The following is a 23,304-nucleotide window of genomic DNA, read 5'->3' as shown; positions in this document are numbered from 1 at the left end:
CAGAAGAATCCATTTTTCCGCCCAACTCCTGCCATCGGCACCCGTCTATATGGCTGCATACCACGTCGGACATGGGTCAAGCGAAGAAACGTCCCGATCAGAACGACGCGGTTTGCAGGTAAAGCAATGATCCTTAGGAGGGACAAGACATGATCAAATTTTTCAAGAATTTCCGCAAGGACGAAGACGGTGCCGTGACCGTCGACTGGGTTGTGCTGACAGCAGCCGTCGTTGCCCTGGCCGTTGTCGCCTATGAGTCGATCGGCAACAACACCAAGCTGTTGTCCGACGCGGTTGCAACCGAAGTTGGCACAACATTGCCGACCTTCGAGTGATCGCAATACGTGGCCATACTACAGAAGGGCTGCGTCATTGCATTGCAAGACGCAGCCCTTCTGCACTTTAGACCCGGCTCATCTGGAGGGCGTGACGTGATCAATATCATGAAAACATTCCTGTCCGACCAAGAGGGCGCGGTGACGGTCGATTGGGTCGTGTTGTGTGCTGCTGTGGTCGCTCTGTCGGCCATCGGTATGAACAAGATTGCCGACAACACTTTGGACCTGGGGGGCGCTGTCGGAACCGAGATCGCAAGTCAGGCCGAGTGACAAACGAATAACGGTGCTGCACGGAACCGGCCACATTACGACAACGTCAAAAACCCCGTACGGTCGTGTTTCGCCGCAAGGCTGGCAAACCTGCGTTGTCGGGCCCCGGGCAAGACCCAGGCCGAAATCACAACAACGGAAAGGGTAGAGCATGCGAACAGTATTTGGATTGGTCCTGATCGTCGGGGTCGCCCTTGCGGGTGGTGCCGTCATGATGGCGAAGAATTATATCACCGCCTATCAGGCCGAATTGCAAAAGGAACGCGCTGCGCGCGCCCAGGTCGTGCCGACGGTAGAGGTTTTCGTCGCCACGCGGTCGCTGAAATATGGCGAGTCCCTGAATCCGGACGACGTACGCAAGGTGCGTTGGCCCGAAAACGCCATTCCCGAAGGGGCCTTTATCAATCAGAGCATTCTGTTTCCGCCCGAATTGACCGAGCGGCGCGTGGTCCTGCGCGCAATGGAAAAAGACGAGGCGATCATGGCGCTCAAGGTGACCGAACCAGGCAAGGACGCCGGCCTGACCTCGCAGCTGGACCGCGGCATGCGCGCCTTTGCCATCAAGGTTGACGTTTCGTCTGGCGTGTCGGGCTTTCTGCGGCCCGGAGACCGGGTCGACATCTATTGGACCGGTGGTATTGGAGATGCGGTCGAAGGGGCGCGGGGCGATGTGACCCGGCTGATCGAGGCAAATGTCTCGCTGATCGCAGTGGACCAAAGTGCCGGCGGTGATGTGGACAGCACAACAATTGCGCGCACGGTCACTGTCGCGGCCCGGCCCGAACAGGTCGCCGCACTGGCCCAGGCTCAGACCACGGGTAAACTGTCTCTGTCTCTGGTCGGGGCCGAAGATGACACGATTGCCTCTGCGATCGAGGTCAACCAGCGCTCGCTGCTGGGGCTGGGAGCGGTCGAAATAGCACCTCAGCAAGCTGAAAAGAAGGTTTGTACGATCAGAACCCGCCGTGGTGCTGAAGTGGTCGAGTTGCCGATACCCTGCACAAACTGAAACGATACCAAAGCCTTATCACAACCATGACGTGCATTGCGCATGTCAGGTTTTTTGTATTGTTGCCAGATGTCCACATAAGAAAGACTGCGGAAGCCGTTGATTCTTGCAAAAAATATCGATGTGGCGCACAGTGCTGTCTAGATCGGGCAACAAGACCCGACCAACGAGGCGTGATCGGAGAGGCAGGTCACATGAAATTCGACAGTACCCTTAAGGCCGCCCTGTTCGGGCTTTCATTGGCGTTTGCCCCGGTTGCGGGCAGTGCGCAGGCTGAAAGCCTGACTGTGGTCAAGAAAGGCACCGAGGCAACGCTGGATGTTCCGATGAACCGGGCCGTGGTTGTCGAGAGCGACGTGCCCTTTGCCGAACTCAGCATCGCCAATCCCGGAATCGCCGACATTTCATCCCTTTCGGACCGCACTATCTATGTGCTGGGTAAATCTCCGGGCATGACCACCCTGACACTGCTGGACGCAACCGGACGGCTGATCACCAATGTGAATGTGCGGGTTGCGGCGGATGTGACCGAATTCAAGGAACGCCTGCGCCAGATCCTGCCCGGCGAACGCATCGAGGTGCGCACCGCCAATGACGGCATTGTCCTGTCCGGTGTCGTGAGCAGCACGGCGCGTCTGCAACGGGCGCTGGACTTGGCCGAACGGTATGCGCCCGAACGGGTCTCCAACCTGATGAGCGTCGGCGGCGTGCAACAGGTGATGCTCAAGGTCCGGTTTGCCGAAATGCAAAGATCGGTTTCCAAGTCACTCAGCGCATCGCTGGGGTTCAACGGTACGATCAACGGTGGCAGCACCGGCCTGAACGGTGGCACCGGCCGGTTCAGCAATCAGCTCGGCCAGTCGAACGGCCAAGCGGGCAGGCTGCCGTTGGCGAATGACAATACCGGCGCGGTGCTGTTCGGGTTCAATGCCGGTTCTGTACAGGTCGGCCTGCTGCTGGAGGCGCTGGAACAGAAAGGCGTCGTGCGCACCTTGGCCGAACCCAACCTGACGGCGTTGTCTGGCCAAGAAGCCAAATTTCTCGCCGGTGGCGAATTCCCGATCCCCGTCGCGCAACGAGACGGGCTGTTTTCGATTGAATACAAACCCTTTGGCATCGAGCTGAATTTTGTCCCGCGTGTGGTGGACAAGGATGTGTTCAATCTGGAAATGATGGCGGCCGTCTCGGCCATCGACCCCACCTTGGGCGTCGATATCAACGACATGCAGGTCCCTGCCTTTTCCCGCCGTGAAACATCGACAACGGTGGAGATGCGTGACGGTGAAAGCTTTGCCATTGCCGGGTTGATACAGGATGAATTCCTGGACAATGCCTCGCAGATCCCGTGGCTGGGCGACGTGCCGGTGCTGGGCATGCTGTTTCGCAGCGCCGACTATCAGCGCAAGCAAACTGAACTGGTAATCATCGTAACGGCCCACCTTGTGACGCCGACACGCGGCGAGGCTTTGGCCCTGCCGACAGACCGCATTACTCCGCCCAGCGAAAGCGAGTTGTTCATGTTCGGTCAGATGAGCAAGGTTGGACAGGGCAAGGATCGCGCTGCCAATGAGGTCGCGAAACAGGATTTCAGCGGCTCTTATGGCTATGTCATGGACTGAGCAGAGGAACGGGACTATGCAGAAACTCATCCTTGCGGCGGGCATGACCCTGACCCTGGCGGGGTGCGCCCAGGAAGCCGGGGACTTTGTCAGAACCGGAGATTTCGGCGAAGCCACGATGAACAACGGCCTGGTGATGCGCGGCGACAAGAGCTATGCGATCAGCCTGGGTCAACGATTCGCCCGCGAAACGCCGACCACGGTCAATTTTGCCTTCAACAGCGATCGACTGGATGGCGAGGCGCAGCAGATCCTCGATCGGCAGGCAGACTGGATACGCCAGTTTCCCGAAGTTCGGTTTGCCGTCTATGGCTATACCGACGAGGTGGGCACCCAATCCTACAACTATGGCCTGGGGCGCAGACGCGCGACCGCGGTGGTCCGTTATCTGTCCTCGCGAGGGATCAACCGTTCCCGGCTGAAAGCCTTGGTGTCATATGGCGAGACCCGCCCGGTCATCGATGTCCCCGGACCGGAACGCGCAAACCGCCGCAGCGTAACCGAAGTGGCCGGTTTTGTGGAGCGCCACCCCACGGTACTGGACGGCAAATACGCCGAAGTCATTTATCGTGAGTATGTCATCAGCGCCCAGCCCATCGACCGGCTGACCCGGCGCAACAACACCGGCGGGTTTGGCGAAACACAATAACCGCAGTTATTGCCTGATCGTCGCTCAATTCCCTACAATTGGGGTTTTTTGGCCCAATTCTCGCCCAGATTTCCGGCAACATTGTCCTCAATAGGTGATGTGCGACCAGTTGCGGTCAAACGTCGGCGAAAGCAGGACAGCAAGAACGGGCCCGGCCCGCAGCACCCTGCCAAGCCTCGCAGTTTTGAGGATAAAGGCAATGAGCAGTGGACACGCACACCCCGAGATGAATCCGATCGTGGCCTGCACGATCAGTCGAGACGTTCAGAATTTCGATCTGCTGATCGAGGACATGGAGGCCGCCCTGGGCGAAAGCTGGGGCGATCTTGGGTTTGCAGAGGCCCTGGTTTTTTTCAGCCAACCCGAGGCCGATGCGCTGGAGTTCGTGGCCCTGGCACTGGACAGCAGCGACGAAGATAACCTTGTCCTGATGGGTGAGATCATAAACCAGGCCAAGGCCCGCGGCATCCGGGTGATCCTGATTGCCGAAGACGTGACACCGGCTTCACTGCATCAACTGTTGCGCCAGGGGGCCGATGAATTTGTCCCCTATCCGCTGCCCGAAAATGAATTGCAGTCCGCCATCGACCGGCTGAACGCACCCGAACCCGAACCCGAGGCGATGCAACACAATACGCATCAGCTGACATCCGGAACCTCCAAGGAAGGCGCGGTGGTGGTCGTGCACGGGTTGGCCGGGGGGGTCGGTTCGACAACCATGGCGGTCAATCTGGCCTGGGAACTGGCCAATATCGATGACGCAACGCCTCCCAGCGTCTGCCTGCTGGATCTGGACCTGCAATTTGGCTCGGTGGCTACCTATCTTGACCTGCCGCGGCGCGAAACCGTGTTCGAGATGCTGTCGGATCTCGAGAATATGGACGAAGAGAATTTTGGTCAGGCCCTGCTCAGCTTCGAAGACAGGTTGCAGGTTCTGACGGCCCCGGCCGAGTTGGTCCCGCTCGATGTTCTGGGGCCAGCAGACATCGAACAGGTGATCGCCATGGCACGCAGCCATTTTGACTATGTCGTGATCGACATGCCCTCGACGCTGGTGCATTGGTCCGAAACCGTTCTGCAAGCAGCGCATGTCTATTTTGCGCTGGTCGAACTGGACATGCGATCGGCGCAGAATGCACTGCGGCTCAAAAAGGCGCTGCAATCCGAAGACCTGCCGTTTCAGAAAATGCGCTTTGCGTTGAACCGGGCCCCCAAATTCACCGATCTCTCCGGCAAGAGCCGCGTCAAGCGCCTGGCGGAAAGCCTGGGCATCTCGATCGACTTGCAATTGCCCGATGGGGGGAAACCCGTCAGCCAGGGCGCCGATCACGGGCTGCCGCTGGCAACATCGGCCGCCAAGAACCCATTGCGCAAGGAAATCGCCAAGTTGGCGCAATCCTTGCACCAACTGGGCAGCAGCGACGTCAAAGCAGCGTAAAACTCAGGGGCACGACCAGATGTTTTCCAGATACAAGAAATCCGCTCCAGCTTCTCCGGCAACGAGATCCTCCGCAAAGGTCGCCAAGATTGCCGAGATACAACCCGCCGCCAAAGACATCGGCATTCAGGCAGCCAGCCTGCGCCGTCCGATGCCGCTCAAGGCAGCCGAAGCCAGTTCGGCAGACAAGGATCGCAAGCGCAAGGAACGTTTGAGCGAAATCAAGGTCGAGATGCATCGATCCCTTTTGGACAACCTGAACCTGGCGGCACTGGAACGCGCCAGCGAGGCCGAACTGCGCACCGAGATCAGCAACATCGCCAGCGAACTGCTCGAAGAAAAGGGTATCGTGCTGAACCGCGAGGACCGGCAGACCCTGAACAAGGAGTTGTATGACGAAGTAACCGGCCTCGGCCCGCTGGAAAGCCTGCTGCAAGACGATAGCGTCAACGATATTCTGGTGAACGGCCCGCAACAGGTGTTTGTCGAACGCGACGGCAAGCTGGAACTGAGCGACATCACCTTTAAGGATGAACGCCATCTGCTTCGGATCATCGACAAGATCGTCAGCGCCGTCGGCCGGCGGGTGGATGAATCCAATCCTTATGTCGACGCCCGCCTGGCAGACGGGTCTCGCTTCAACGCCATGGTGCCGCCAATCGCAGTGGACGGCAGCCTGGTGTCGATCCGCAAATTCAAAAAGGACAAGCTGGGCATCGACGATCTGGTCCGCTTTGGTGCCTTCTCCGAGGAAATGGCCGCATACCTGCAGGCCGCTGTCGCCACCCGGTTGAATGTAATCGTGTCAGGCGGCACCGGGTCGGGCAAGACGACAACGCTGAACGCGCTCTCCAGCTTTATCGACAATGCCGAACGTATCCTGACCATCGAGGATACGGCGGAACTGCAATTGCAGCAGATCCATGTGGGCCGGATGGAAAGCCGCCCTCCGAACGTCGAAGGCAAGGGCGAGGTCAGCCCGCGCGACTGTCTCAAAAACGCTCTGCGGATGCGCCCGGACCGGATCATCGTCGGCGAAACCCGAGGCGAGGAAGTCATCGACATGCTCCAGGCGATGAACACCGGCCACGACGGGTCGATGACCACGATTCACGCCAACAGTGCGCGAGACGGGGTCAGCCGCCTGGAAAACATGATCGCGATGGCCGGCATCGAGATGCCGCTCAAGGCGGTGCGCAGTCAGATCTCGTCGGCTGTCAACCTGATCGTGCAAGCTTCTCGTCTGCAGGACGGCAGCCGCCGCATGACCTCGATCACCGAGATCACCGGCATGGAGGGCGACGTGATCTCGATGCAGGAAATCTTCAAATACCAACGCGTCGGTCTGACACCGGACAACAAGATCATTGGCCATTTCACCGCCACGGGTGTGCGCAGCCACTTTGCCGAACGGTTCCGGATGTGGGGCTATGACCTGCCGGCCTCGATCTATGAACCCACCGCGATGGAGCAGAACTGATGGAACTGAGTGCCGAACCGATAATCTATGGCCTGATCTTTGTCGGGGTCCTGGTTCTGGTCGAGGGCATCTATCTTGTCGCCTTTGGCAAGTCGATCAGCCTGAACAGCAGAGTAAACCGCCGCCTGGAAATGCTGGACAAGGGCACCGGGCGCGAACAGGTTCTGGAACAGCTGCGCAAGGAAATGCAGCAACACATGAAATCGCGCACCATCCCGCTGTATTCGTTGCTGGGGGAAAAGGCGCAAAAGGCGGCGATCGCGTTTACCCCCCGGCAGTTGATCCTGATCATGGGAGGCTTGTCGGTGGTGGCCTTTGTCGGGCTGACAATCGGAACCGTAACCGAATTGCCGGTGCGTATTGTGGCCTCGGTCGGGATCGGGATCGGCGGGGTGTATTTCTGGGTCAACTCAAAGGCCAAGAAACGCATGGCAATGATCGAGGAACAACTGCCAGATGCCGTCGAACTGATGGTGCGCAGCCTGCGGGTCGGACATCCGTTTTCCTCCGCCATTTCGATTGTATCCAAAGAGATCGAAGACCCGTTGGCCACCGAATTCGGCATCATCGCCGATGAGAACGCCTATGGCCGCGACGTTGGCGAGGCGCTCAAGGACATGGCCGAACGGCTGGATATGCAGGATATGCGTTTTCTCTCTGTTGCCGTCAGCATCCAGCAGCAGTCGGGCGGAAATCTGGCCGAAATCCTGGCCGGATTGGCCCAGGTGATCCGTGCCCGTTTCCGCCTGTTCCGCAAGGTCAACGCAATCACCGCCGAGGCGAAATGGTCGGGCAAGTTCCTGTCCGCCTTTCCGCTGGTCTGCCTGTTAATCATCACCGTGAACGATCCGAACTACTATGACGAAGTGTTGGATCATCCATGGTTTATCCCGGCCTGTTTTGTCGTCGGCATCCTGCTGGGCATGAATTTGGTGGTGATGCGGTTTCTTACCAACATCAAAGTCTGAGGAGACGCCGATGGATTTTCTGACCCCGATCAACGACATGATTACCGATTCGCTGGGCGCGTTCGGCCCAATCCTGTTACTTGGCGTCGTGGGCCTGTTCATGGTGCTGGCGACTATCCCGTTCATGTTGAACCAACGCGAAGATCCGCTGAAAAAGCTTCAGCGTACCAACGCCGCGAACGGCAGGGCGGACTCCAAGAAGGAGCGCCTGCGCCAGACCGGGCGCAACGAACAATTGCAGAAATTCGCAACCTTCCTAGAGCCCAAGGACGAAGAAGAGCTGTCGGCGATTCAGCTGAAACTGCGTCAGGCCGGATATCAATCCAAGGATGCGGTACGGTTCTATCATTTTGCCCAGTTCGCGCTTGGTATCCTGGGCCTGATTGCGGGCGCAGCTTATGTTGCCATGCTGAATTCCCAGGGGCAGGAATTGGACAACAAGATGCTGCTGTTGTACGTTCTCGGCCCAGGTGGCGCAGGCTATATGATCCCGAAATACTGGGTGACCCGCCGTGTCGCCGCCCGCAAGGAGGCGATCGAACAGGGGTTTCCCGACTCTCTGGACATGATGTTGGTCTGTGTGGAAGCCGGGCAATCTCTGGATCAGGCCATTGTCCGTGTCGCGACCGAATTGCGCGCCTCTTATCCCGAACTGGCCGAGGAATTCGAGGTTGTGGCCTATGAGATGAAGGCGGGCAAGGACAAGAGCGCGGTCCTGCGCGATATGGGGGTGCGGTGCGGCGTGCAGGACGTGCAGTCGTTTGTGACTGTGCTGATCCAATCCTCGACTTTCGGCACTCCGATTGCAGACGCATTGCGGGTTTATGCCAGCGAGATGCGCGACAAGCGTGTGATGCGGGCGGAAGAGGCCGCAAACAAGTTGCCAACCAAAATGACCCTTGCCACAATGGGGCTGACGGTGCCGCCGTTATTGATCATCCTCGTCGGACCTTCGGCACAAGGCATCTCGAATTTGGGCAACATGAGCAAATAACCCCATGGCATCACCGCGAGCGACGCCACACGCGACGACCCGCAACGTTATTCTGGCCACCGCCCTTGCAGGGGCGATGGCTGGCTGTGCGCCAGACCCCGGTGCGGACCTGACCCAAGGGCCCTATGCCCCTGGTGTAGATCACAAAAAGACGGCCATCGACGGCCTCGACGTCGGCAATCGCCTGATGTCTGCAGGCGAGTATGAACTGGCGCTGGATGCTTTTACCCGTGCCGCGTTGGACCAGGGCATGACCCCCGAGGTTCTCACCGGGTTGGGGACTGCCAATCTGGGGTTGGGGCGGCTGGGGCAGTCCGAACGACAGCTGCGCCGCGCGGTGGCGGACGCGCCCGACTGGCCCGAAGCCTGGAACAACCTCGGGGTTGTATTGATGGAACAGGGCAAGCTGGGCGAAGCGCAACAGATCTTTCGCAAGGCCTATGCCCTGGACAATGGCCAAAGTGACTCAATCCGGGACAATTTGCGCTTGGCCCTCGCAAAAACCGAAAATTCTGCTAATACTGCTGGACAAAATGAAGACTATAAATTGGTGCGGCGGAGTGGCAGCGAATACCTGATCCGCAAGATACCATGATCGAGGCAACAGCAGCAGAGGACGCAGGATGCGCCACCTTTTTCGGATTTCGGTCGTATTGGCGGCTGGCTTGGGTCTGGTCGCCTGTGCTGACAAGGGCGATGAAACGGTCGAGCGGGCATTTCAGGACGTGAATGTCGTCGACGAAAGCGACCTGAACGATGTGATGCTAACCGTCGCCGACCCGAACGAGGCCGTCGACTATTTCAAGCGCAGCTTGCAACAAAATCCGAACCGGCTTGACCTGCAGCGTGGGCTGGCCCTGTCTCTGGTGCGAGCCAAACGCAATCCCGAGGGCGTCGCCGCCTGGACCAAGCTGGTCGGAATGACCGGATCGACCCCGGACGACAAGGTTGAACTTGCCGATGCCCAGATCCGCAACGGCGACTGGGCCGCAGCGGAAAAGACCCTGGACAAAGTGCCCCCCACCCACGAAACCTTCAAGCGTTACCGGCTCGAGGCAATGGTCGCGGATGCAAACAAGGAATGGACAAAATCCGACAGTTTCTATGAAACCGCCGTCGGATTGACCACCAAACCGGCCGGCGTGATGAACAACTGGGGCTATTCAAAACTGACCCGCGGCGACTATTCCGGCGCGGAACGCCTGTTTGGCCAGGCCATCCGCCAGGATCCATCCCTGTTTACCGCCAAGAACAATCTGGTCCTGGCCCGCGGCGCACAGCGCAATTATTCCCTGCCGGTGGTCCCGATGGATCAGATAGAGCGCGCAGAACTGCTGCACACCATGGCGCTGACAGCGATCAAGCAGGGCGATATCAAGACGGGCGAAGGACTGCTGCGCGAAGCAATCGACACCCATCCACAGCATTTCGAAGAAGCGGCCCGGTCCCTGCGGGCGCTGGAAAGCTCCTGACCGCGATGTCGGTTTCTGCATCGGCCGCATTCTGGTTCCTGCCATTTGTCCTGCCGATCTGTTTCTACGTCTCCTTTACCGACCTGCGCGAGATGCGCATCACCAATCAGGCGGTCCTCTTGTTGGCAGCGGTTTTCGTTCTGGTTGGCCCGATTATTTTGCCACTGACCGCCTATGGCATGGGTCTGGTGCAGATGGGTGCGGTTCTGGTAATCGGCATCATCCTGAATGCCGCTGGCGCTGTCGGTGCAGGCGACGCCAAATTCGCCGCCGCCGCCGCCCCCTTCATCGCGGTTGGCGATCTGCGCCTGTTGATCGCGATCTTTGCCGCCAACCTGATGGCCGCTTTTTTCTCACACCGGCTGGCAAAACACAGCCCACTGCGCCGCATCGCGCCAGGCTGGAAAAGCTGGGACGCAGGCCTGAAATTTCCGATGGGGTTGTCGCTGGGCGGCACTTTGGCGATCTATCTGATTCTGGGGGCCAACTTCGGTCTCTAGGCAACCGGATCACATTCATCAATTCTCAAGCCCTATGTCGCAGATTCGCGCGTAACGCGGGGACCATGATCGCAATCGTGTGCCTCCGCCGCAAGAATGCCCGATTTCCCAGCTAGGCTCGATAGCCGAACCCACCTTTGACACAGGCAAATTCTATGAACATGCACACCACCGCCGTAATGGCTCCACCGGCCCCCCGAGGCATGGCCGAGATGCAATTACCGATGGTGATGATGCGGGATATCCTGCTAAAGACGATGTTTCGCAAGAACGCCGACACCGTATCCGAAATTGCGCAAGCCATCTGTTTGCCGATTCAGGTGACTCAGGAATTGGTCGACATCGCACGCGATCAGCGCCTACTCGAAGCAACCGGCACGCTGAACGCCAACAGCGGCAACGAGATGGGGTATCAGCTGACCGATGTTGGCAAGGCTCGCGCATTGGATGCCTTGGCGCAGTCCGAATATTTCGGCGCCATGCCCGTTCCGCTGGATGTTTACCGCGAACAGGTGAAACGCCAGTCAATTCGCAATATCCAGGTCAGCCGGGACCAACTGACCAGTGCGATGGGACATCTGGTCCTGCCCGATAGCCTGCTGGATCACCTTGGGCCGGCCGTCAGCGCGGGCCGCTCGATCCTGATGTACGGCCCACCGGGAAATGGAAAATCCTCGATTTCCAACGGTATTCGGGATGCGCTTGGCGACAAGGTCTATGTGCCTCGTGCCATTGAATATTCCGGCCAGGTGATCACTGTGTATGACCCGATCGTACATTCCGCCGTCGAGGAAATTCGCGACGATCCCAATGCGTTGCGCCGCATAAAACGGTTCGATACCCGCTATGTCTGCTGTGAACGGCCAACTGTTGTCACCGGTGGCGAACTGTCGTTGAAAATGTTGGATCTGGTCTACAATCCAACGGCGCGCACCTATCAGGCTCCGCTTCAGTTAAAATCCACCGGCGGGATCTTCATTGTCGACGACCTCGGTCGGCAAGAGGAACCTCCGCAGGCTCTGATCAACCGGTGGATCGTGCCACTGGAAGAGAACAAGGACATTCTGGGGCTGCAATCGGGCGAGAAATTCGAGGTACCCTTTGACACGTTGGTCATTTTCTCGACCAATTTCCACCCGAACGAGATTTTCGACCAGGCCGCACTGCGCCGGATCTTTTTCAAAATCAAGATCGACGGCCCAAGCCAGGAGAACTTTCTCAAGATCTTTGCTCTGGTTGCCCGAAAAAAGGGGATGCCGCTGAATGAACCCGCTCTGCTGCACCTGCTCAAGGTCAAATATCCGACCATCGGCAACATATATGCCAACTACCAGCCGGTTTTCCTGATCGACCAGATGATCGCAATCTGCGAGTTCGAAGGGCTTCCCTATCAGATGTCACCAGACTTGATTGACCGGGCTTGGGCCAACATGTTCGTCAAAGACGAGACCATCGTAAATTAGCGAGCCGCGCAAAATTCCCACATGGAGTGCCAAGGCCTTTCCACATGTCTTGACCGCGCTATCTCAGGGGCATGCAATTGCCCCCGCCTATCATGGACTGGTTTACCATCTGCGGCTGGCACCTTCATTCGCACCGGCAAAAGATGCTGACCGCGGCGGATCAGTCCGCCACCCTGCTGATCGCGTCTACGGGCGGGGGCAAGACAATGACCGGATTTCTGCCCATATTGGCGAACCTGGCCACAGCCCCCAAGATGGCTTGTTCCTGCCGTATATCAGCCCGCTAGCAGCCCTGGCTGCCGGCACTGAACGCACCCTGCCTACCCCCAGTGAATGAAATTGGACTGCCGATCCGGATCGAGAGCCGGTCTGGCGACACGCAAGAAACGCCAGCGTGCCAAAACGGCAATGGTACGCGGCGAGTTGTACGCAATCGTCTGCACCGGAAGCCTGGATTTGGGCATCGACTGGAGAGACGTGGATCTTGTGATCCGAATCAGGGTGCTCAAGAACGTAACCGGCTGGTTCAACGCATCGGTCGCGCCAACCTTCGTTACAACGCTCCGTCAAAGGCACCCTTGGTGCCCGCTACCCTGACGGTTCGGTTGAACGGTTTTGATGCGCAAGCAACAGGACATGAACGGAATACCCTTCTCCCTGTACATGGCACAGTTGGTCGTTTTGCCTTCGGGTGGCCTGAGCAGCGGTTGTTGTGTGTCACCGATCTGCATCTGGGCAAGTCCAGACGTATCAGCCGATGCAGCCGCCCCTATGCTTTCGGCATATTGCCAAACCCGCCGCCTGCGACGAACTATCCGGCCACGACCCTGCCAAATCGCAATTGCGAGCCCGGCACGCACAGTCACGCGTCCCGCCTTTCCCATGGATCGTAGTAACAGGGCGATCCTTCCGGCCTTTGGCATCTACACCGCAGGATTGCACAGCCACGGCCCGGTTCTGAATCAACTGATGCAACCGGACGCTGTGGCCCTGCTGACGGGTGCGACCGTTAACGCCATCCCGTTTCCACGATCAGACCGCTAAAGCACACGATATGACCTCTGCCAATTTCCACGCGGTCATCATAACAACCCGGCCTCTTCCAACTCAGGTCGATATTTGCGACTGACCGGCACCAGATCGCCATTGGTCAAGAGCAAAAAAATCTTTTCTTTCTTCCACTCGCTGCCAACGATTGCATCGCGCGCCACCCAATGCGATCGGTGTGTGTAATGCCCAACAACGGTATCCATCTCGTCAATGGCGTCCGCAAACCGCGAACGAATTGTTTCGATCCCTGCGGCGGAGACCACATCGACAAAGTGGTCTCGCACGGCGAGCCGCAGGATCGGCCCCTGGAACTCCGGAGACAGCCGACGGGTCAGCCGCGGCGGCGCTGTCGGCTCCTGAACCGACGTTCCAAAGTATCCGACGGTTTCGAAACCCGGCAAAATGCGGCGCGCCACACAAATCGCTATGGTAATTGTCGCGACATGGTAGGAAAGTCTCGCCAATACCGGCCCATTCTCGGTCGGATGGATCAGCACCCCGTTGGTGAGGGCCCAAAGCAGCGGCGTGAAAATCACTGTCATCAACGCACTCATCAGCAGATCTGTCAGAATCGGACGGTGCCTTGGAACCAGATGGCGGGCGATCTCGTGACACCCATGTCCGATCAGAACAGAAGAAATACCCACCAGCCCCCAATAGATCAGCCGCCTCAAAAAGCTCTGCGATTCGAACGTGCCAAACGGGCCGATCATTGCCGCAATCAGGACGCACAGGCCCAGAAGGCCCAAGTTGCGCCACGTGAGCAGCGCTTTATAACTTTCTTTGATGGGCTTGATCATTCGGAAGCTGTCAAAAATTTCATTTCTGCACCGCGTCCAATCTACTTTAAAGTGTATACGCCATCAATCGCGAGACCAATGCGCATCCCTTACCCCTTTGCGCAATTATGGACCCAAGAATAGGGAAATAAATGTCTGAAAACAATGCACACGCTGTCAGCCGCCGGATCTGCGCAAGTTTCAGCCAACAGGGGCTGATGGCGACATTTGGCGCCCGGGTCGCGTCGGTCGCTCAAGGCCAGGTTGTGATTACCGCCCCCTTGCAGCCCTCGACCAGCCAGCAGCACGGATTCGCCCATGCCGGGCTGACCTTTGCACTTGGCGACTCTGCCGCGGGCTATTCAGCCCTGACTTTGATGCCTGCGGATCAAGAGGTCATGACCGCTGAAATCAAAATTAATTTATTGGCCCCCGGAAAGGGTGACTTCCTGCGCGCCACCGGGCGGGTCATCAAGCCCGGCCGCCGCCTGATGATCGTTTCCGCCGAAGTTCATGCCGTCGACGGCGATACCGAAACCCTGGTGGCGGTATTGATGGGCACGATGGTGCCGGTCGCAATCTCTACCACCTAAGCCGTCAGGCCAGTTGTTTCTGGGATATTGTTGTCTCTGCAGGTTGCGGTGAGGGTGTTGGCGAGGAGGCAGGCGATGGTCATGGGGCCTACGCCGCCGGGGACGGGGGTGATGGCGCCGGCCACGGCGGCGCAGCTGTCATAGTCGACGTCGCCGACCAGCCGGGTGCCGCCCCCGTCCTTTTCGATCCGGTTGATGCCCACGTCGATCACCGTGGCGCCAGGTTTGATCCAGTCGCCGGGAACCATCTGTGCGCGCCCCACGGCGGCGACCACGATGTCGGCGCGGCGCACCACGGCGGGCAGATCCCTGGTGCGGCTGTGCGCGACGGTCACCGTACAGCTGTCGCCCAGCAGCAGCTGCGCCATCGGTTTGCCCACGATATTGGAACGCCCGATCACCACCGCGTCCAGGCCCGACAGGGATCCATGGTGCGCGCGCAACATCATCAGGCAGCCCAGCGGCGTGCAGGGCACCATCGATTTCTGCCCCGTTCCCAACAGCCCCACATTGCTGATGTGGAACCCGTCCACATCCTTTTGGGGCGCGATGGAATTGATCACCAGGTCTTCGTTCAGATGATCCGGCAAAGGCAATTGAACAAGGATACCATTGACTTGCGGGTCATTGTTCAACTTATCGATCAACGCCAGAAGATCTGCCTCGGAGGTGTCGGCCGCAAGCTTGTGCTCAAAGCTGTTCATCCCGACCTCGACTGTCATCTTGCCCTTTGAGCGCACATAGACCTCGCTGGCCGGGTCCGCGCCCACCAGCACCACCGCCAGCCCCGGGATGAGACCGTGATCCGCCTTCAACCGCGCCACCTGCTCGGCCACCTGGCCCCGCACCTTGGCCGCAAAGGCCTTGCCGTCGATGATCGTCGCTGTCATGTCCTGTTCCTCTTTCGCTTTGCCGCAGGGCGGGTTACCGCGCCCGGGATCTGTCAATTCTCGGGGATGGTCCGCGCCTCACGGACGATCGACCACTCTACCAGCACCTGCCACAGCGCCTCGGCCAGCGCCGGATCCAATCCCGCCTGCCCGGCCGCGGCGCGCGCGTTCGCGATCACCTGCTCGACCCGCTCCGGGATCCGCGCCGGCCAGCCATTGGCCGCCTTCAGCTCGGCTGCCCGGTCGATATAGCCCGCACGCTGCGCCAGCAGTTGCACCAGGTCTGCGTCCAGCCGGTCGATCTGCGCCCGCACCGACCCCATATCGGCACAGTCGGCGGGGGATTGGGCGTCCGGCTGGTTCATCTCTGGCTCCTGCGGTCCGGTTGTCTGTCCGGGCCGCTTGTATCCGCATGGCGCGGGGCGTGCCAGCAGATCCCGGAGACACCGTTGCGCGGACCCACCCCTTTGTGCGCCATTTTCGCGGTGTGGGGTCCGCAGGTCTTGCAGGCAAGACCCCCTATACCCCACCCCGTTTTGACCGGCGCTCCCTAAAACAGGCCTTCGATCTGGCCGTCGGAGTTGAGGCGGATGTTTTCGGCGCTGGGGGTTCTGGGCAGGCCGGGCATGGTCATGATCTCGCCGCAGACCACCACCACAAACCCCGCCCCCGCGCTCAGGCGCACTTCGCGCACCGGCACCGAATGCCCGGTGGGTGCCCCGCGCCGGTTCGGGTCGGTGGTAAAGCTGTATTGCGTTTTGGCCATGCACACCGGCAGGTGGCCATAGCCCGCCGCCTCCCAGTCGCGCAGCTGGGTGCGGATCTTGGCATCCGCCAGCACCTCATCGGCGCGGTAGATCCGCTTGGCGATGGTTTCGATCTTGTCGAAAAGTCCCATCTCGTCCGGGTAGATCGGCGAGAAATTCGCCTGACCGGCATCGACGATCTCGACCACCTTGCGGGCCAGATCCTCGGCCCCTTCGCCGCCCAGTTCCCAGTGCCGGCTCAGCACCGCCTGCGAGCCGTGGCTGGTCACGTAATCCTTCACCGCCGCCACCTCGGCATCGGTGTCGGTGACAAAATGGTTGATCGCCACCACCACCGGTACGCCAAAGGACTTAACATTTTCGATATGCCGTCCCAGATTGGCGCAGCCGGCGCGCACCGCCGCGACATTTTCCGCCCCCAGATCCGCCTTGGCCACGCCGCCGTTCATCTTCATCGCCCGCACCGTCGCCACCACGACCACCGCCGACGGCGCGATCCCGGCCTTGCGGCACTTGATGTTCATGAACTTCTCGGCTCCCAGATCGGCGCCGAAACCCGCCTCGGTGACCACATAATCGGAAATCTTCAGCGCCGTCTTGGTCGCGATCACCGAGTTGCAGCCATGGGCGATATTGGCGAAGGGGCCGCCATGCACAAACGCCGGGTTGTTCTCCAGCGTCTGCACCAGATTGGGCTGCATCGCGTCCTTGAGCAGCACCGTCATCGCCCCGTCGGCCTTGATGTCACGCGCATAGACCGGCGTCTTGTCGCGCCGATACGCCACGATGATGTCCCCCAGCCGCTTTTCCAGATCCCCAAGGTCGTTGGCCAGGCACAGGATCGCCATCACCTCGGACGCCACGGTGATGTCGAACCCCGCCTCGCGCGGAAAGCCGTTGGACACCCCGCCCAGAGACGCCGTGATCTGGCGCAGCGCCCGGTCGTTCATGTCCACCACCCGGCGCCACACCACCCGGCGGGTGTCGATGCCCAGCTCGTTGCCCCAGTAGATGTGGTTGTCGATCATCGCGCTCAGCAGGCTGTGCGCGCTGGTGATGGCGTGAAAATCGCCGGTGAAATGCAGGTTCATGTCCTCCATCGGCACAACCTGCGCCTGACCGCCACCCGCGGCCCCGCCCTTCATGCCGAAGTTCGGACCCAGGGACGCCTCGCGGATGCAGATCATCGCCTTCTTGCCGATCCGGTTCAGACCGTCCCCCAGACCAACCGTCGTCGTCGTCTTGCCCTCGCCCGCAGGCGTCGGGTTGATCGCCGTCACCAGGATCAGCTTGCCGCTCGCATTCCCCTGAACGCTGTCGATAAAACCCTGGCTCACCTTCGCCTTGTCATGCCCGTACGGCAAAAGATCGTCACTCCCGATCCCCACCTTGCCACCAATCTCCACGATCGGTAACTTAACCGCGCCTCGCGCTATCTCTATGTCGCTCTTAAAGGGCATTGCTGGATTCCCGGCTGGCTGTTTTCTATTGTCTCTTGGGTAACCGTCCTCCGGACAAAGACAACGCCGGAATCCGACATTTCCGCATCGCGATGCGTCGTCGCGCGACCCAACGCATTCCCCAGCATCAATATCGGCGCGCACGGTCGCGGATCGGAAACCGGCCCGCGCGGGGTTCAGGGCGACCAGGCGGCCTGATCGGGAACGAAGAGGCACAAGCGGTCTCCGAGGGCCAGGACACCGGGGCATTCGACCCAGGCCGTTACGCCACGGCGATTCCGCGCCGCAGGTTTGAACAGTTTGCCATGACCTGGAAATTCGGCTTCGATCTCACGGCCCGGAAAGACACAGGGGCCATTTTCCAGATCCACGGTCACGACCGCACCCGAAGGGGCCTGCAGCCGCGAAGCCGGTGGAACATGCGAAAAATCCCCGATCCCGCGCAGCACCATTGATGCGCCAAGCAGTCCGGGGTCCAGATCGGACAATCCCATAGCGGTGGCGATTGCCGCGAGTTCTTCGGCAGACAGAATGCTGAGTTGGCGGCTGTTCACGATTTGCGTACCGCGCGGATAGAGGTTGGTCACCCGCGCGCAGGAGGGGCGCTGAAGGCCATGATGCCGTTCGCCTTCGACGCCGCCAAACTGCAAATCCAGCCTGTCCCGGGAACTGGATCGCAGCGACCCACCATCGACCGGAATATGCCCAAGCCAGACGATTTCACCGACAAACCCGGTCTTTCTGAGCTCAGCCATACGCTTTCCCGTGCCCATCCGCGGCGCAAGCTTTGCGCCATCGCCGATACGAACCATACCTATCCTGGCCGTGGAGAACCAGATGAAAAGGAAACGCCCGAAGCGCGGTTCACACTTCGGGCGATATCAGATCAATATGTACCTGAATTCAAACGCTAGGTTCAGGCTCCATCCCGCCTTCGGGCGGCGATTTCTTGGGCTTGGTTTTCGGGATCGCCGTCACGCTGGGTGCACTGCCCTCATCCGATGTATCGTCGCCGTCGTCCACATTCGGCGGATCGCCCGCCATCACCCGCTTGATTTCGTCCCCGGTCAGGGTCTCATATTCCAGCAAGCCCTGCGCCAAGCGCTCCCACTCCTCGGATTTGTCCTGAAGGATACCGTAAGCACGCGCATACGCCTCTTCGATGAACCGTTTGACCTCTTCTTCGATCAGCTCTTTGGTATGAGCCGAGACAGAGAACCCGGGGGTCTGGCCGGAATAGCCTTCGTGCGCCTCGGCATAGTCGATGTTGCCGACCTTTTCCGACATTCCCCAGCGCAATACCATGGCACGGGCCAAGGCGCTTGCCTGCTGGATATCACCGGCCGGGCCGTTGGAAACGTTGCCTTCGCCCCATTTCAGGATTTCTGCGGCCTTGCCCGCCATGGTCATGGCCAGCTTTTGTTCGCATTCGGATTTGTGCCAGTTCAGCCGATCGATTTCCGGCAAGGACACCACCATACCCAGCGCACCGCCACGCGGGATAATTGTGGCCTTATAGACAGGATCGCATTCCGGCAGGTTCATCCCGACAACCGCGTGGCCCGCTTCGTGATAGGCGGTCTTTTCCTTTTGTTCGGCGGTCAAAACCATGCTGCGGCGCTCGGCCCCCATCATGACCTTGTCCTTGGCGTTCTCGAAATCTTCCATCGTGACAAAGCGTCGTCCGACACGTGCCGCCATCAGCGCCGCCTCGTTCACAAGGTTGGCCAGATCAGCCCCCGAGAACCCCGGCGTGCCGCGTGCAATGATCCGCAAATCGACATCCGGACCCAGCGGAGTCTTGCGGGCGTGAACGCCCAGGATTTTTTCGCGCCCCTTGATATCGGGGTTGGCCACAGTGACCTGACGGTCAAAGCGTCCCGGACGCAGCAATGCGGGGTCCAGCACGTCCTTGCGGTTGGTCGCGGCCAGGATGATGACACCTTCGTTGGCCTCAAACCCGTCCATTTCAACCAGCAGCTGGTTCAGGGTCTGCTCGCGCTCGTCATTGCCACCGCCATAGCCGGCACCACGATGGCGGCCCACGGCGTCAATCTCGTCGATGAAGACGATGCAGGGCGCGTTCTTTTTGGCCTGTTCGAACATATCGCGCACGCGGGACGCACCGACACCGACAAACATCTCCACGAAATCCGAACCGGAAATGGTGAAAAACGGCACACCCGCCTCACCCGCGATTGCCCGCGCCAACAACGTCTTACCGGTCCCCGGAGGCCCCACCAGCAATGCGCCCTTGGGTATCTTACCGCCCAGACGGCTGAATTTCTGCGGATTACGCAGGAATTCGACGATCTCTTCCAACTCTTCCTTGGCTTCGTCAATGCCCGCAACATCGTCAAAGGTCACGCGGCCGTGCTTTTCGGTCAGCATCTTGGCCTTGGACTTGCCAAATCCCATCGCGCCGCCTTTGCCTCCGCCCTGCATGCGGTTCATGAAATAAACCCAGACACCAATCAAAAGCAGGAAAGGCAGCAGGGTCATCAGGAACGACTGAAAGCCGGATTGCTCCTGCTTTTCGGCCCGCACCGGTATTTCATTGGCAATCAGCAAGTCGGTGATCGCGGCATCCGCAGGTTTGACGGCCATATAGTCGCCGCCGTCAGCGCCGCGGAAACGAATCTGTTCGCCATCCAGGGTAACCTGACTGACCTCGCCGCTTTCGACCGAGGTAACGAATTGCGAATATGGAATTTCACGGCTTTGCATCGTTCCGCCCGGACCGCTGAACAGGTTGAACAGTGCAAGGATCAACAGGAACAGGACGACCCAAAAGGCTATATTGCGTGCATTTCCCAAGGGAACTCTCCTAAATACAGGGCGGCAAAGCTTTGCCGCCCGCTTGCCTCTTAAAATAGAGAGGAAACGCGCAGGTTCAATGCGATAATAGCGATGAAAGGAATGTGTCCCTGCTGCCGGACATCTGTATCTGCCAACCTTGCGGCCAACCGGCCAGTGGCGCGGCAATCAGACGCCCCCCATGCCACAGGCCCGGAGTCGCCATCAAGGCGGCACGGGGGCGCCCGGCGGCCCGCCAATCGGGGCATTGCGCCAATCCCTTGGGACCCAAAGCGGCCAGACAGGATTCGGGTTCGGGTTCGCCGATCAGCCGCCAGCGCCGGTCCCAACAGTGCCTTGCCGGAACCCGCAGATCACGCACTGCGGCATATTCGCGGCAGAGCCGGATCGTAGAGCCGCCGCACAGCAGGCGACAGCCTGCCAACGTCATCCCGCGCCCGGCCCGGATTGCCGCCAACGCATCCAGCACCGGTGCCCGTCGGGGGGGATGCTGTGCGCCACCAATCCAGCAGATCGCTCCTACCAGCAGCCGCCGCGCAATTTCAGTTGGCAGCTTCCTTACCCCGTGTGCGTCCAATACAATATCACCGCCATCGATCTGCATCAGCTCACATGCCGCCCGATGGGTGGCGTGATCCAACGCGGCGCGGGCGTCGGCCATGTTGCCGGCCACATCCACTAGCGCCTGCGCGGTCAACCCCAGCGGCTCCAATAGCGCCAGGGCGGCACGCGCCCGGACCCGGTCAAACCGGGTGTCGTCGTTTGACGGATCTTCGGCCCACCCGATGTCATGTCCCGTCAGATAGTCGCGCAGATCCTGACGCGTCAGGTCCAGCAGCGGGCGGATTACCTTCAGACCGAACAGCGTGCACTGCATCGGCATCGCGGCAAGACCATCCACGCCCGACGCGCGCGCCAGTCGCATCAGGACCGTCTCGGCCTGATCGTCCGCCGTGTGCCCCAGAGCAACCATGTCCAGGTTCAGCGGCTCCGCCCATTCGTGCAACAGCCTGTATCGTGCTTTTCGCGCCTGATCCTGCAAATTTCCGCTGTGGTTCCAACCGGTCCAGTGCAATGTGTTGTGGGGCAGGCCCATTTGCCCGGCCAGTTGCGCCACGGCCTGGGCCTCGACTGCGGCTTCGGAGCGCAACCCGTGATCGACTGTTGCCACATGCAACTGAACCGTCCCGGCGTCGAAACAGCGTGACAATATGTGCATCAGAGCGACCGAATCACCCCCGCCGGAGACCGCAACCCCTATACGCGCCGGGGGCGTATCGCCAAGCCTGGCCCGGACACGAACCAGGATATCGGCATCCGAAAGCGTCAAGAGCAGCCCAGGGTGTCCATTTCCTGACGCGCCGAGTTCACCGCATCGGCGGTCGGGAACCGGGCCGACACCTCACCCAGCGTGACACAGGCCTGATCCTTCTGCCCCAGCCGCCCCAGAGCCGCACCCAGCTCATACAGGGCCGTGGGGGCCTCGGCCCCGGTGGTATTGGCGGTAAAGCTGGCCAGATAGGCACGCGCCGCCTCGCGGGTGTCGCCCATCGCGTCCAGCGCCCGGCCCCGGTTCAGTTCGGCCTGCGCGGATAATGGACTGCCGGGATAGGCGGTATTGAACTGCGCGAACAGGTCTGCGGCCCGGACATTGTCCCCCTCTTCCATCGCAGCGATGGCCGCCTTGAAATCGGCCTCCTCTCCCACCGCGAGCTCTCCGGTTTCCAACACCGGTTGCGGTGGGGTCGGGACTGCGGGCACGGGCGCTGCGGTGGCCGTAGTCTGACCGCCCAGTGTCGTGGTCTCGCCCAGCTTGCTGACATCGCCCCCTTCCAGTTCTACCAGCCGGAATTCCAGATCACCGATCCGGTTGGTGCCGTCAGTCACCACGCGGTTGATCCGGTTCTCAAGCTGTTCGGACTGGGCGGTCAGGCGCTGCAGCTCCGCCTCGAACGCGCTGACCCGGTCCAGTACACTGGACCCGGACAGCGTACCGCCCGCCGTGCCGGTGGTAGACAGTTCGCGCTTGAGTTTCTGCACTTCGACATACAACACTGTCAGCTCCTGACGGATATCCGCCAGAGTCTGCTGATCCTGCGCAGCCAGAGAAACCGGCCCAAGGGCCAAAACCCCTGCCAGTGTCACTGCTGCGATACGCCCCGCAAAACTGCGCATCTCAGCCGGTCAATCCCGAGGACAGCACCGTGACCGCACGCCGGTTACGGGTGTAACACGCTTCTTCGCTGCAAATCTCGATCGGGCGTTCCTTGCCAAAACTGACGGTCTTCAGCCGGTTGCCGGCCACACCGCGCGAAATCAGGTATTCGCGCACCGAATTGGCACGGCGCGCGCCCAGGGCCAAGTTATATTCCCGCGTGCCCTGTTCATCCGCGTGGCCCTCGATGACCGCATTGTAATCGGCATTGGCCGTCAACCACTGGGCCTGGCCGTTCAGAATGGTCTGGTTCTCGGTCGAAATTGTCGACTGATCCACCGCAAACAGCACCCGGTCGCCCACGGCCTGTTGGAAATAGGCGACCGACGTCGGATCCGACGGCAGTCCCGTACCGATGATACCGGCCCCGGTTCCACCGCTGCCCGCGCCGCCCAACCGGGACGGGTCGTTACAGGCCGCCAATGCCAGGACGGCACCCACCATCAGGAATTTATTCAGAAATTTCATGCCACGTGCCTCGCCATTCGGACTTGTTAACGATTTTCTACCACAGCCCGTTCCCCTTGTGAACG

The 23,304-nt window shown here is 60.0% G+C and carries 23 protein-coding genes and 1 pseudogene; 15 read left to right on the top strand and 9 right to left on the bottom strand.

Going from position 1 to position 23,304, the window contains the following annotated elements:
• Positions 1 to 149: 149 nt before the first annotated feature.
• The 14 genes and pseudogenes from NANH_RS0118930 to NANH_RS29380 all read left to right on the top strand — a co-directional run.
• The gene (locus NANH_RS0118930; RefSeq protein ID WP_027263486.1) at positions 150 to 335 is read left to right on the top strand and encodes a hypothetical protein; all 186 of its coding nucleotides are present in this window, start codon (positions 150 to 152) and stop codon (positions 333 to 335) included.
• A gap of 96 nt (positions 336 to 431) precedes the next feature.
• On the top strand, positions 432 to 608 hold the full coding sequence (locus NANH_RS28970) for a hypothetical protein (RefSeq protein WP_169730251.1): 177 nt from the start codon (positions 432 to 434) through the stop codon (positions 606 to 608).
• A gap of 151 nt (positions 609 to 759) precedes the next feature.
• Positions 760 to 1,617 (top strand): Flp pilus assembly protein CpaB, encoded by an 858-nt coding sequence (cpaB, locus tag NANH_RS0118920; protein WP_027263485.1) that lies wholly within the window; start codon positions 760 to 762, stop codon positions 1,615 to 1,617.
• Between the two features lie 194 nt (positions 1,618 to 1,811).
• Positions 1,812 to 3,236, top strand: coding sequence for a type II and III secretion system protein family protein (locus NANH_RS0118915; RefSeq protein ID WP_027263484.1), 1,425 nt, complete (start codon positions 1,812 to 1,814; stop codon positions 3,234 to 3,236).
• Between the two features lie 16 nt (positions 3,237 to 3,252).
• Positions 3,253 to 3,885, top strand: a complete 633-nt coding sequence (locus NANH_RS0118910; protein ID WP_027263483.1) for an OmpA family protein — start codon at positions 3,253 to 3,255, stop codon at positions 3,883 to 3,885.
• Positions 3,886 to 4,084: 199 nt separating this feature from the next.
• Positions 4,085 to 5,323, top strand: a complete 1,239-nt coding sequence (locus NANH_RS0118905; protein WP_027263482.1) for an AAA family ATPase — start codon at positions 4,085 to 4,087, stop codon at positions 5,321 to 5,323.
• A 19-nt stretch (positions 5,324 to 5,342) separates the two neighbouring features.
• Entirely contained in the window at positions 5,343 to 6,803 is a 1,461-nt protein-coding gene (locus tag NANH_RS0118900) for a CpaF family protein (RefSeq protein WP_027263481.1), read from the top strand.
• The gene (locus NANH_RS0118895; RefSeq protein WP_027263480.1) at positions 6,803 to 7,771 is read left to right on the top strand and encodes a type II secretion system F family protein; all 969 of its coding nucleotides are present in this window, start codon (positions 6,803 to 6,805) and stop codon (positions 7,769 to 7,771) included. The genes NANH_RS0118900 and NANH_RS0118895 overlap by 1 nt, the downstream gene beginning before the upstream one ends.
• A gap of 10 nt (positions 7,772 to 7,781) precedes the next feature.
• Positions 7,782 to 8,765: a type II secretion system F family protein gene (locus NANH_RS0118890; RefSeq protein WP_027263479.1), complete on the top strand. Its 984-nt coding sequence runs from the start codon at positions 7,782 to 7,784 to the stop codon at positions 8,763 to 8,765.
• Positions 8,766 to 8,769: 4 nt separating this feature from the next.
• Entirely contained in the window at positions 8,770 to 9,360 is a 591-nt protein-coding gene (locus tag NANH_RS0118885; RefSeq protein ID WP_027263478.1) for a tetratricopeptide repeat protein, read from the top strand.
• 28 nt (positions 9,361 to 9,388) lie between these two features.
• A complete protein-coding gene (locus NANH_RS0118880) occupies positions 9,389 to 10,237 on the top strand; it encodes a tetratricopeptide repeat protein (RefSeq protein WP_027263477.1) in 849 nt (282 codons plus the stop codon).
• 5 nt (positions 10,238 to 10,242) lie between these two features.
• Entirely contained in the window at positions 10,243 to 10,737 is a 495-nt protein-coding gene (locus NANH_RS0118875) for a prepilin peptidase (protein ID WP_027263476.1), read from the top strand.
• A gap of 155 nt (positions 10,738 to 10,892) precedes the next feature.
• The gene (locus NANH_RS0118870) at positions 10,893 to 12,200 is read left to right on the top strand and encodes an ATP-binding protein (protein WP_027263475.1); all 1,308 of its coding nucleotides are present in this window, start codon (positions 10,893 to 10,895) and stop codon (positions 12,198 to 12,200) included.
• A 71-nt stretch (positions 12,201 to 12,271) separates the two neighbouring features.
• Positions 12,272 to 12,790 (top strand): annotated as a pseudogene (locus NANH_RS29380) (DEAD/DEAH box helicase); the annotation flags it as partial.
• A gap of 492 nt (positions 12,791 to 13,282) precedes the next feature.
• Here the strand turns inward: NANH_RS29380 and NANH_RS27545 are convergent.
• Positions 13,283 to 14,050 carry a LytTR family DNA-binding domain-containing protein gene (locus NANH_RS27545; RefSeq protein WP_051372506.1) on the bottom strand — a complete coding sequence of 256 codons (768 nt, stop codon included), beginning with the start codon at positions 14,048 to 14,050 and terminating at the stop codon, positions 13,283 to 13,285.
• Between the two features lie 131 nt (positions 14,051 to 14,181).
• On the opposite strand from NANH_RS27545, the gene NANH_RS0118850 reads away from it, so the two are divergent.
• Complete coding sequence (locus NANH_RS0118850; RefSeq protein WP_027263473.1) at positions 14,182 to 14,622, top strand: PaaI family thioesterase; 441 nt, start codon at positions 14,182 to 14,184, stop codon at positions 14,620 to 14,622.
• Here NANH_RS0118850 and folD read toward each other — a convergent pair.
• The 8 genes from folD to pal all read right to left on the bottom strand — a co-directional run bounded on the left by folD (position 14,619) and on the right by pal (position 23,239).
• Entirely contained in the window at positions 14,619 to 15,512 is an 894-nt protein-coding gene (gene folD, locus NANH_RS0118845; protein ID WP_027263472.1) for a bifunctional methylenetetrahydrofolate dehydrogenase/methenyltetrahydrofolate cyclohydrolase FolD, read from the bottom strand. The two genes, NANH_RS0118850 and folD, sit on opposite strands and share 4 nt — an antisense overlap.
• 53 nt (positions 15,513 to 15,565) lie before the next feature.
• A complete protein-coding gene (locus NANH_RS0118840) occupies positions 15,566 to 15,877 on the bottom strand; it encodes a chorismate mutase (RefSeq protein WP_027263471.1) in 312 nt (103 codons plus the stop codon).
• A gap of 185 nt (positions 15,878 to 16,062) precedes the next feature.
• Positions 16,063 to 17,739, bottom strand: coding sequence for a formate--tetrahydrofolate ligase (locus NANH_RS0118835; RefSeq protein ID WP_027261753.1), 1,677 nt, complete (start codon positions 17,737 to 17,739; stop codon positions 16,063 to 16,065).
• Positions 17,740 to 17,915: 176 nt separating this feature from the next.
• Positions 17,916 to 18,494, bottom strand: coding sequence for an MOSC domain-containing protein (locus NANH_RS0118830; protein WP_027263470.1), 579 nt, complete (start codon positions 18,492 to 18,494; stop codon positions 17,916 to 17,918).
• A 148-nt stretch (positions 18,495 to 18,642) separates the two neighbouring features.
• Entirely contained in the window at positions 18,643 to 20,556 is a 1,914-nt protein-coding gene (gene ftsH, locus NANH_RS0118825; protein WP_027263469.1) for an ATP-dependent zinc metalloprotease FtsH, read from the bottom strand.
• A 76-nt stretch (positions 20,557 to 20,632) separates the two neighbouring features.
• Entirely contained in the window at positions 20,633 to 21,886 is a 1,254-nt protein-coding gene (gene tilS / locus NANH_RS0118820; RefSeq protein ID WP_074920619.1) for a tRNA lysidine(34) synthetase TilS, read from the bottom strand.
• The gene (gene ybgF / locus NANH_RS0118815) at positions 21,883 to 22,731 is read right to left on the bottom strand and encodes a tol-pal system protein YbgF (RefSeq protein WP_036050059.1); all 849 of its coding nucleotides are present in this window, start codon (positions 22,729 to 22,731) and stop codon (positions 21,883 to 21,885) included. Before ybgF ends, tilS begins: the two co-directional genes overlap by 4 nt.
• A gap of 1 nt (position 22,732) precedes the next feature.
• Positions 22,733 to 23,239: a peptidoglycan-associated lipoprotein Pal gene (pal, locus tag NANH_RS0118810; RefSeq protein ID WP_027263466.1), complete on the bottom strand. Its 507-nt coding sequence runs from the start codon at positions 23,237 to 23,239 to the stop codon at positions 22,733 to 22,735.
• Between the last annotated feature and the right edge of the window lie 65 nt (positions 23,240 to 23,304).

This window comes from Sedimentitalea nanhaiensis DSM 24252, assembly GCF_000473225.1.
GTDB classification, from domain to species: domain Bacteria; phylum Pseudomonadota; class Alphaproteobacteria; order Rhodobacterales; family Rhodobacteraceae; genus Sedimentitalea; species Sedimentitalea nanhaiensis.
Note: the sequence above shows the minus strand (reverse complement) of the source record. Positions and strands in the feature narration are given on the sequence as shown.

What these genes read in the sequence shown, in the direction of transcription:
- NANH_RS0118910 (WP_027263483.1), top strand. Translation starts at nt 3,253, where the DNA reads ATGCAGAAACTCATCCTTGCGGCGGGCATGACCCTGACCCTGGCGGGG.
- NANH_RS0118930 (WP_027263486.1), top strand. Translation starts at nt 150, where the DNA reads ATGATCAAATTTTTCAAGAATTTCCGCAAGGACGAAGACGGTGCCGTG.
- NANH_RS0118850 (WP_027263473.1), top strand. Translation starts at nt 14,182, where the DNA reads ATGTCTGAAAACAATGCACACGCTGTCAGCCGCCGGATCTGCGCAAGT.
- NANH_RS0118835 (WP_027261753.1), bottom strand. Translation starts at nt 17,739, where the DNA reads ATGCCCTTTAAGAGCGACATAGAGATAGCGCGAGGCGCGGTTAAGTTA.
- NANH_RS0118895 (WP_027263480.1), top strand. Translation starts at nt 6,803, where the DNA reads ATGGAACTGAGTGCCGAACCGATAATCTATGGCCTGATCTTTGTCGGG.
- NANH_RS0118840 (WP_027263471.1), bottom strand. Translation starts at nt 15,877, where the DNA reads ATGAACCAGCCGGACGCCCAATCCCCCGCCGACTGTGCCGATATGGGG.
- NANH_RS0118890 (WP_027263479.1), top strand. Translation starts at nt 7,782, where the DNA reads ATGGATTTTCTGACCCCGATCAACGACATGATTACCGATTCGCTGGGC.
- NANH_RS0118885 (WP_027263478.1), top strand. Translation starts at nt 8,770, where the DNA reads ATGGCATCACCGCGAGCGACGCCACACGCGACGACCCGCAACGTTATT.
- NANH_RS0118905 (WP_027263482.1), top strand. Translation starts at nt 4,085, where the DNA reads ATGAGCAGTGGACACGCACACCCCGAGATGAATCCGATCGTGGCCTGC.
- NANH_RS0118830 (WP_027263470.1), bottom strand. Translation starts at nt 18,494, where the DNA reads ATGGCTGAGCTCAGAAAGACCGGGTTTGTCGGTGAAATCGTCTGGCTT.
- NANH_RS0118880 (WP_027263477.1), top strand. Translation starts at nt 9,389, where the DNA reads ATGCGCCACCTTTTTCGGATTTCGGTCGTATTGGCGGCTGGCTTGGGT.
- NANH_RS27545 (WP_051372506.1), bottom strand. Translation starts at nt 14,050, where the DNA reads ATGATCAAGCCCATCAAAGAAAGTTATAAAGCGCTGCTCACGTGGCGC.
- NANH_RS0118915 (WP_027263484.1), top strand. Translation starts at nt 1,812, where the DNA reads ATGAAATTCGACAGTACCCTTAAGGCCGCCCTGTTCGGGCTTTCATTG.
- NANH_RS0118875 (WP_027263476.1), top strand. Translation starts at nt 10,243, where the DNA reads ATGTCGGTTTCTGCATCGGCCGCATTCTGGTTCCTGCCATTTGTCCTG.
- folD (WP_027263472.1), bottom strand. Translation starts at nt 15,512, where the DNA reads ATGACAGCGACGATCATCGACGGCAAGGCCTTTGCGGCCAAGGTGCGG.
- NANH_RS0118870 (WP_027263475.1), top strand. Translation starts at nt 10,893, where the DNA reads ATGAACATGCACACCACCGCCGTAATGGCTCCACCGGCCCCCCGAGGC.
- NANH_RS0118900 (WP_027263481.1), top strand. Translation starts at nt 5,343, where the DNA reads ATGTTTTCCAGATACAAGAAATCCGCTCCAGCTTCTCCGGCAACGAGA.
- pal (WP_027263466.1), bottom strand. Translation starts at nt 23,239, where the DNA reads ATGAAATTTCTGAATAAATTCCTGATGGTGGGTGCCGTCCTGGCATTG.
- ybgF (WP_036050059.1), bottom strand. Translation starts at nt 22,731, where the DNA reads ATGCGCAGTTTTGCGGGGCGTATCGCAGCAGTGACACTGGCAGGGGTT.
- cpaB (WP_027263485.1), top strand. Translation starts at nt 760, where the DNA reads ATGCGAACAGTATTTGGATTGGTCCTGATCGTCGGGGTCGCCCTTGCG.